A 6,462-nucleotide genomic window follows, 5' to 3' on the forward strand; every position below is an offset into this window, starting at 1 on the left:
GTTAGCCTGTCAACTCATTAACTTGTCAACCTTACTTGTTCTTTAATTTAATTTGAAAGACACAGGTACGTTATACCTTACGCGTACAGGTTGGCCGTCTTGCTTACCCGGAGTCCATTTAGGCATGGCCTTTACCACCCTTACCGCCTCGGCATCGAGCGAAGGTGTTACCGACCTGGCTACCTTTACGTCGGATATAGCCCCATCCTTCTCTACTGTAAAGCTAACCACAACGCGGCCTTGCTCTTGGGCTTTTATGGCAAGAGCTGGGTATTTCACATTCTCCGAAAGGTATTTCATCAGTGCAGCATCCCCACCAGGGAAGATAGGCATCTGCTCACACACCTCATACACCTTGTCGGTTGCACTTGTTTTCTTCGTGACTTTGGTGGTCTTCACCACCTTTTTCTGCACATTCGCCCTCATTGCGGTACTATTCATCGCCAGTAAAGCGACGGCCAACGGCACGAAAAGCAAGTACTTAAAGCGTGCCAACGGATTGGATGTTTGCTTATTCATCATTTTAATTCTTTTCTTTAAGGGTAATACATTGAAATTATTAGTTATTGTAGCTACATTCGTTCGATAGGCCACTGCCAACAAATGGTATTGGTAGGCCTTTTTGTCCGTTCCGCCGTTGATAACCGAGCGGTCGGCCAGATATTCAAGATTGTTGCGCACTTGCAGGCGCATAAGCCACGCCACGGGGTTGAACCAAAAAGTGGCGACAAAGAGTTGCGACAGCAATGCGTCTGCCGAATGCCACTGCGCCACGTGCGTTTGTTCGTGTGTCAGTATCTGCTGAACCTGCGACGGCGTCTTGTCGTCGGGGTTGACAAATATCCAGCGGAAGAAAGAAAAGGGGCTGTAATCGCCCGTCAACAAACAAACCGCTGTGCCGTGCAACGTTGCGCGTTCGCTGCGCTGTGCCAACCTGCACACCACAACTACCTGCCAAAACACGCGCAAAAGCAAAGCCAAGGCCACGCCAGTGTATAGCCAAACGGCTAGCTGCTGCCAATCAAAGTTGTCGTGTGTGGGTTGCACCGTCACTTCGGGCAGGTTGTAGGCCATGCGCGGTAAGATATTGGCCAGCGGTGCCGTTTCGTTAACCAGCACAGAGAGGTCTATCGTGGGCAGCAACAGCGACAGCACGTAGATTGTGAGCAACGCCACGCGCCGCCATTTAAAGAAAGTGTCGCCTGCGCTAATGAGTTGGTAGAACCCGAAAAGCACCACCAACACAACGTTTGCTTTTATCAGATACGTCAACATGGGTATAATTTGCTAGGGTAATTTAGGTAATGATAATGTAATGGACTTGCCCAAAACCCTTAGGTAAAAGGGCGATGCCCACTTAAATAGGCGCATAGAAAGCGAGATGGCACGCGATATAATACCATGTTCACACCTTTGCCACATCGCCGTTTTCTATCTCGTCGATAATGTCTTTCAGCTCGTCGGGCGATATTTTTTCTTCTTGTGCAAAGAACGAAACCATGTCGCGGAACGAATTTTTGAAGTAATCGCGCACAAATCCCGACACGAAGTTCCGCTTATAGTCTTTTTCCTTAACAACAGGCACGTACTCAAAGCCGTTGCCCTTACGTTGTGCCGCCACATACCCCTTGCGTTTGAGGTTGCCAACAACCGATGCCACCGTGGTATAAGGCGGTGCAGGCGATGGCAACCGTTCGACAATGGCCTTGATGTTGCACCTGCCCAATTGCCAAACACAACGCATCACCTCTTCTTCTTGAATTGAAAGCTTCTCTATCTTCATCGTTATGTAACGTTTAACTCATACTGCAAATCTACGAACTTTTCGTAAGCAAAGCAAGGAATTAAGTTTTAAATAAAGTTAAATGATTGATTTTTGGTATATATAACAATGAATTACGAATGCTTCGTAATTAAAATGAAACTATAAAAGTAAGGCAATGTAACCTAAAACATCCTACAAATAAGAAAAGAAAAGCGTAAAAATTCAAACCCAGTGGGCAAGTGCCAGAACTTCGTTTCGGTTCTTAACGTGCGGCCACTAGTCGCCGATGGCACGTGTCCAACGCTTTGGTAGGGTGGAGTTTGGCCACAAACCCGATGCCGCATCAACAAGTCGACTGCCGACAAACCTATTGCCCTAGGTGGAGTTTGGCCACAAAACCCGATGCCGCATCAACAGAGCCACATCAGCCAACGTGTGCAAAGGCTGCTGATTGTTGTGCCAATTTAGCGTGCAAGGCTTGTGCGTTAAGGGCATTTTTACTACCTTTGCGTGCGAAAAAGAAAGACGTGCCACACGCACGTCTCACCTAAACCACCAGCAGAGGATGAAAAGAGTACTTCATTTGTTGTTCATTTCGCTGTTCGCCCTCACCTTCACGTCGTGCGAGAACAAGGAAAAACAAGCCGATAAGCTAACCGAGGAGTTTATGCGAAAGAACCTTAACGACCCACGCTCGTACCAATTGGTGGAGCGGGGCAGGGTAGACTCGCTCTTTTCTGAATTTAGAGCCACCAACGAGGCACAGTATATGCTCGACAAGGTGAAACAAATTACCGACTCGGCAGCGCGCTATTCGGAGTCGGTGAAAACCGTTCCGCAGGCACAAAAGATGCTTGCCGACGGCCAGCGCATACTCGAAGAATACAAGAAAAAGCAGAAAAAGTTTAAAAGTCAGTTTCTTGGCTACGCTTTCAAAGTGAGTTTCAGGGCCAAGAACGAACACGGCGCTCTGGTCCGTTCGTATGTGGTGTTTAGGTTAAACCCAGAAATGGACAGGCTAAGCATCGAAGACGCCGACATGAACATCTTCTCTCTCTTTGCATCGGATGCCATTAACGACAACATGAACAAATATTAAAGGAGTTGACGAGTTAACAAGTTAACGAGTTGACAAGAGAATAAGTTAACGAGTTGGCGAGAGAACAAGGGAGTGAGTTTACCTGTTAACGAGTTGACGAGAGGACAAGTTAACAGGTTGATGAGTTAGCAAGTTAATGAGTTGGCGAGGGGACAAGAGGGTGAGATTGCCGGTTAACAAGTTGACCTGTGGACGAGTTTAGCAGTTAACCAATTTATCAATTAACAAGTTTATCAGTTGATGAGTTCATGACTTAACGAGTTGAGTAGCCCGCTCATTAACTTATCAGCTAATCCGCTTGTTAACTACTCCAATCGTTAAACGGTAAACTTATCAGCTGATTCATTCGTTAACTGGTAAGCTGATACACTAAGATCTGTCCAAATTTCAGTACGTATTTTAACACTATGAGTGCCCTTTTTGTCTACCAATCGCCACCTTGCCGCAAAAAATCGATTCTCGCGAAGGTTGTTTTGCAAAAAGGGATTTGTGGTAAGTGCATACAAAATGAATGCACATTGCATAAAACCGCAGCTTGCAGCAGACTTCGGGCTGTTTTCTGCGAAATTCATTGCGTTTTGGTGCAAAATGCGGTGCATTTTGGTGCAAAACACAGTGCGTTTTGGTGCAAAACGCAGCGCATTTTGGTGCAAAACGCAAGGTGTTTTGGTGCTAAATGCAAGGCAAAATGCTGCTAAATGCCTAACGATACGCATAAAAATACGCTGCAATGGTACGAAAAAAGCCTCTTCGAACTATCAAAAATAGGGCTGAAAAGGGTAAAATGACCGTTAAAAAGTGGTATTTTAGGTGCTGAAAGGGGGTAATTGGGCGTAAAAAATAATGGGTTGGCAACCAAACTAGAAAGGCAAAATGGTGCAAAATGCAGGTTTTGTGCTTAAAAATAGACAGAGTAAGAGACGTGAAGAGCTGAAAATACTGCCAATTTACCCACTTTACACCCTGTATTCTCGCTAGAATGGGATGAAAATTAGAGTGATTTTGTAAAATAAAAATAATGAATTTAAGTTTTTAAGTTGGTAAGTTGACGAGTTGATAAGTTGACGAGTTGGTGAGTTGTCGAGTTAGTAAGCTGATGAGTTGACGTATTCGGGAGTTGTTGGGTTTTCGTGAGTTTATAAGGCCAGAGGGGTAATTTGTCCTGCCCTTCGCATAATGAGAAGAGCGTTTATCTTGTGCTGCCATCACGAAGATAACAAACCCCTCTTAGTTTATAGGTCTGTTAAAAGTCAAGACTACTTCAATAAAAATGCCGTATTTGTTTTGTAATGTCGATAAAAAGTGCTATATTTGGAGCACTATTTACCTTGTAACAATTTACAGAGTTGAGAATGTTGAAAAGAGGTTGCCCGTGCCTTGCCTGCACCTTGCTTAGTTGCATGCAGGTGTTAGCACAAGGTGCTTGTCCTTAAACAACCATTTTATCCTTGTAAGATTGATGGTTCATGTACATATAATTGTAAAAAAGTACATCATCAAGTTTGCTTTCGTAAAAACGATTTATAAAAGTCACCTAAAAAAGTACTGATATGAAAAAGAGTATATGCTTATTACAAGTGTTCGTCCTTTCTTTGTTGTTCATTGGTTGCACCAATGGGGATAATCAAGTTTTACCTCCTGCTGATCAAGGGCCAAAGGCAGAACTGTTTGCAGTGGGAACAACTCGCATAACGAAATCTTCTCATTTAACCCCGTACCTCTTTACGCTTGACAACATCAAGTCTTTCAACGTGCAGACCCGAGAGATTGTTTTCCAAGACTTTGAGCCTACAAACAAGCTCTTCCCCATTTATCGCAATATAGAAGTACATTCGTATGACAAGGTTTTACTCCGTATTACAACGTTTGTGTCTTCTTTTGACAGTCAAATCTTCACAGACTTATCATTAGTTTCCGAAACTGAGTCGGGGAAGTTTTATCTGAGCGACTGCTATCCACGCCATATTGAGAACGACAGTGAATATGCAAAAGCGAATGAAGCCATTAAGGAAGCGAAAGACAAACGGGCTGCAGAATGGAGTGCGTTTCTCTCCATACTCAAAAAGCATGGGAAGTTAATAGAATAGACGTCCATCGCATTAAATCCGTAACACAAAGTTTCTTTTTTTTGATTTCATGTTTCGAATTTAAAGTATTACGCCAATTTGGGATAAGAATCAATCATTACGCCAACTACCGCGAACTGATTGATGCTTATCCCGAAACGGCTTATGGTCAATAAGAACTTGAATTTGGAACGCACTTACACAACATTGATGCGCTATTAAGGTCACGTAGGAGGCGCAGAACACATGGATGTTAGCCCCATCATTGCTTTAAGGATAAGGCTTTGCGTTTAGGAAACATTGGGGAGGAGAGGAGCATGTATCCTTTGGAAATAAGAAAATAAAGGTGTTCTTTCGCCGTGTACGCTTTCGCCGCATGCCCTAAGTACCGTGTCTTCTCCGCCTGCTTGTATGCAGAAAAACTCTCCGTCCTCTGCACCTCTGTGTACGAATTAAGCCCCAAACGCAGGCCTGGATGTAATCTCTAAAACCATTTCTCCTTGTCCATTTTTTCATCCCCTCCTCTTTCTCTGCCGTTAATAATACCAAAAACGGGCACGCATTTTAAGGTTAATGTAAAGTATATTCGTAACTTTGTACACACAAAGTGCCGCAAAGACACAGGATAATCAATCAACATTTAAGGAGAGATATGAAAAAGAAGAACATCGTTCAGCTTGTGCTATTGGCCAGTGTGGTCGTTGTTTCGAGCTGTGCTAGCAAGAAAGACTTGGACAATTGCCAAAGAGAAAACAGGGAATTGAACGAAAGCTATCGTTCAACTCGCGAACAACTTGCCGCCAGTCAGGCCAGGGTTACATCGCTGGAAGAACAGCTGGCACAGCAAAAACGCGACTACGCCGCACTGCAAGGCTCGCTAGACAAGAGCCTCAACAACAGTTCGGCCAACAACGTAAACATCTCTAAGCTGGTAGACCAGATTAACGAGAGCAACCAATACATACGCCACTTGGTTGAGGTGAAGAGCAAAAGCGACTCGCTTAACATGGTGCTCACCAACAACCTTACGCGTTCGCTCAGCCGTGAAGAGTTGAAAGAGGTAGACGTACGCGTGCTTAAAGGCGTGGTTTACATCTCATTGGCCGACAATATGCTGTATAAGAGCGGCAGCTACGAAATTAACGACCGCGCTGCCGAAACGCTTAGCAAGATAGCCAAGATAATTATGGACTATCAAGATTATGACGTGCTGGTGGAAGGAAACACCGACAACGTGCCCATAAACCGCGAAAACATCCGCAACAACTGGGACCTTAGCTGCTTGCGCGCATCGAGCGTGGTGCAATATCTGCAAACGCGCTATGGCGTTAACCCCAAACGCCTTACCGCCGGCGGACGTGGCGAGTTTAACCCCGTTGCCACCAACGGAACCGAAGTGGGCAAACAACGTAACCGCCGCACGCAAATCATCATCACGCCGAAATTGGACCAGTTTATGGATCTTATCGACAAAGCACCCGAAGAAGGAAAATAAAACTTCTTTTTTCGTTCCTCGAAAAGTGCGTTTTCTC

Annotated in this window: 6 protein-coding genes; 3 read left to right on the forward strand and 3 right to left on the reverse strand. The window is 44.7% G+C overall.

Features of this window, described 5'->3' with window-relative positions; translation table 11 throughout:
* Positions 1 to 42 precede the first annotated feature (42 nt).
* Positions 43 to 1,275 carry a M56 family metallopeptidase gene (locus HMPREF2955_RS04850; RefSeq protein WP_070721500.1) on the reverse strand — a complete coding sequence of 411 codons (1,233 nt, stop codon included), beginning with the start codon at positions 1,273 to 1,275 and terminating at the stop codon, positions 43 to 45.
* 130 nt (positions 1,276 to 1,405) lie between these two features.
* Complete coding sequence (locus tag HMPREF2955_RS04855) at positions 1,406 to 1,777, reverse strand: BlaI/MecI/CopY family transcriptional regulator (RefSeq protein ID WP_210401275.1); 372 nt, start codon at positions 1,775 to 1,777, stop codon at positions 1,406 to 1,408.
* A 553-nt stretch (positions 1,778 to 2,330) separates the two neighbouring features.
* Here HMPREF2955_RS04855 and HMPREF2955_RS04860 point away from each other — a divergent pair.
* Entirely contained in the window at positions 2,331 to 2,864 is a 534-nt protein-coding gene (locus HMPREF2955_RS04860; RefSeq protein ID WP_070721521.1) for a hypothetical protein, read from the forward strand.
* Between the two features lie 317 nt (positions 2,865 to 3,181).
* On the opposite strand, the gene HMPREF2955_RS15700 is transcribed toward HMPREF2955_RS04860, so the two are convergent.
* On the reverse strand, positions 3,182 to 3,436 hold the full coding sequence (locus HMPREF2955_RS15700; protein WP_139145483.1) for a hypothetical protein: 255 nt from the start codon (positions 3,434 to 3,436) through the stop codon (positions 3,182 to 3,184).
* A gap of 978 nt (positions 3,437 to 4,414) precedes the next feature.
* Between HMPREF2955_RS15700 and HMPREF2955_RS04870 the strand changes: the two genes are divergently transcribed.
* Positions 4,415 to 4,951 (forward strand): hypothetical protein, encoded by a 537-nt coding sequence (locus HMPREF2955_RS04870; RefSeq protein WP_070721505.1) that lies wholly within the window; start codon positions 4,415 to 4,417, stop codon positions 4,949 to 4,951.
* 631 nt (positions 4,952 to 5,582) lie between these two features.
* Complete coding sequence (locus HMPREF2955_RS04875) at positions 5,583 to 6,425, forward strand: OmpA/MotB family protein (RefSeq protein WP_070721507.1); 843 nt, start codon at positions 5,583 to 5,585, stop codon at positions 6,423 to 6,425.
* Positions 6,426 to 6,462 lie beyond the last annotated feature (37 nt).

The sequence above is a fragment of the Prevotella sp. HMSC073D09 genome, assembly GCF_001814145.1.
GTDB lineage: Bacteria > Bacteroidota > Bacteroidia > Bacteroidales > Bacteroidaceae > Prevotella > Prevotella conceptionensis.

Coding starts and splice junctions, on each gene's coding strand:
- HMPREF2955_RS04860 (WP_070721521.1), top strand. CDS start 2,331: ATGAAAAGAGTACTTCATTTGTTGTTCATTTCGCTGTTCGCCCTCACC.
- HMPREF2955_RS04875 (WP_070721507.1), top strand. CDS start 5,583: ATGAAAAAGAAGAACATCGTTCAGCTTGTGCTATTGGCCAGTGTGGTC.
- HMPREF2955_RS04870 (WP_070721505.1), top strand. CDS start 4,415: ATGAAAAAGAGTATATGCTTATTACAAGTGTTCGTCCTTTCTTTGTTG.
- HMPREF2955_RS04850 (WP_070721500.1), bottom strand. CDS start 1,275: ATGTTGACGTATCTGATAAAAGCAAACGTTGTGTTGGTGGTGCTTTTC.
- HMPREF2955_RS15700 (WP_139145483.1), bottom strand. CDS start 3,436: ATGAATTTCGCAGAAAACAGCCCGAAGTCTGCTGCAAGCTGCGGTTTT.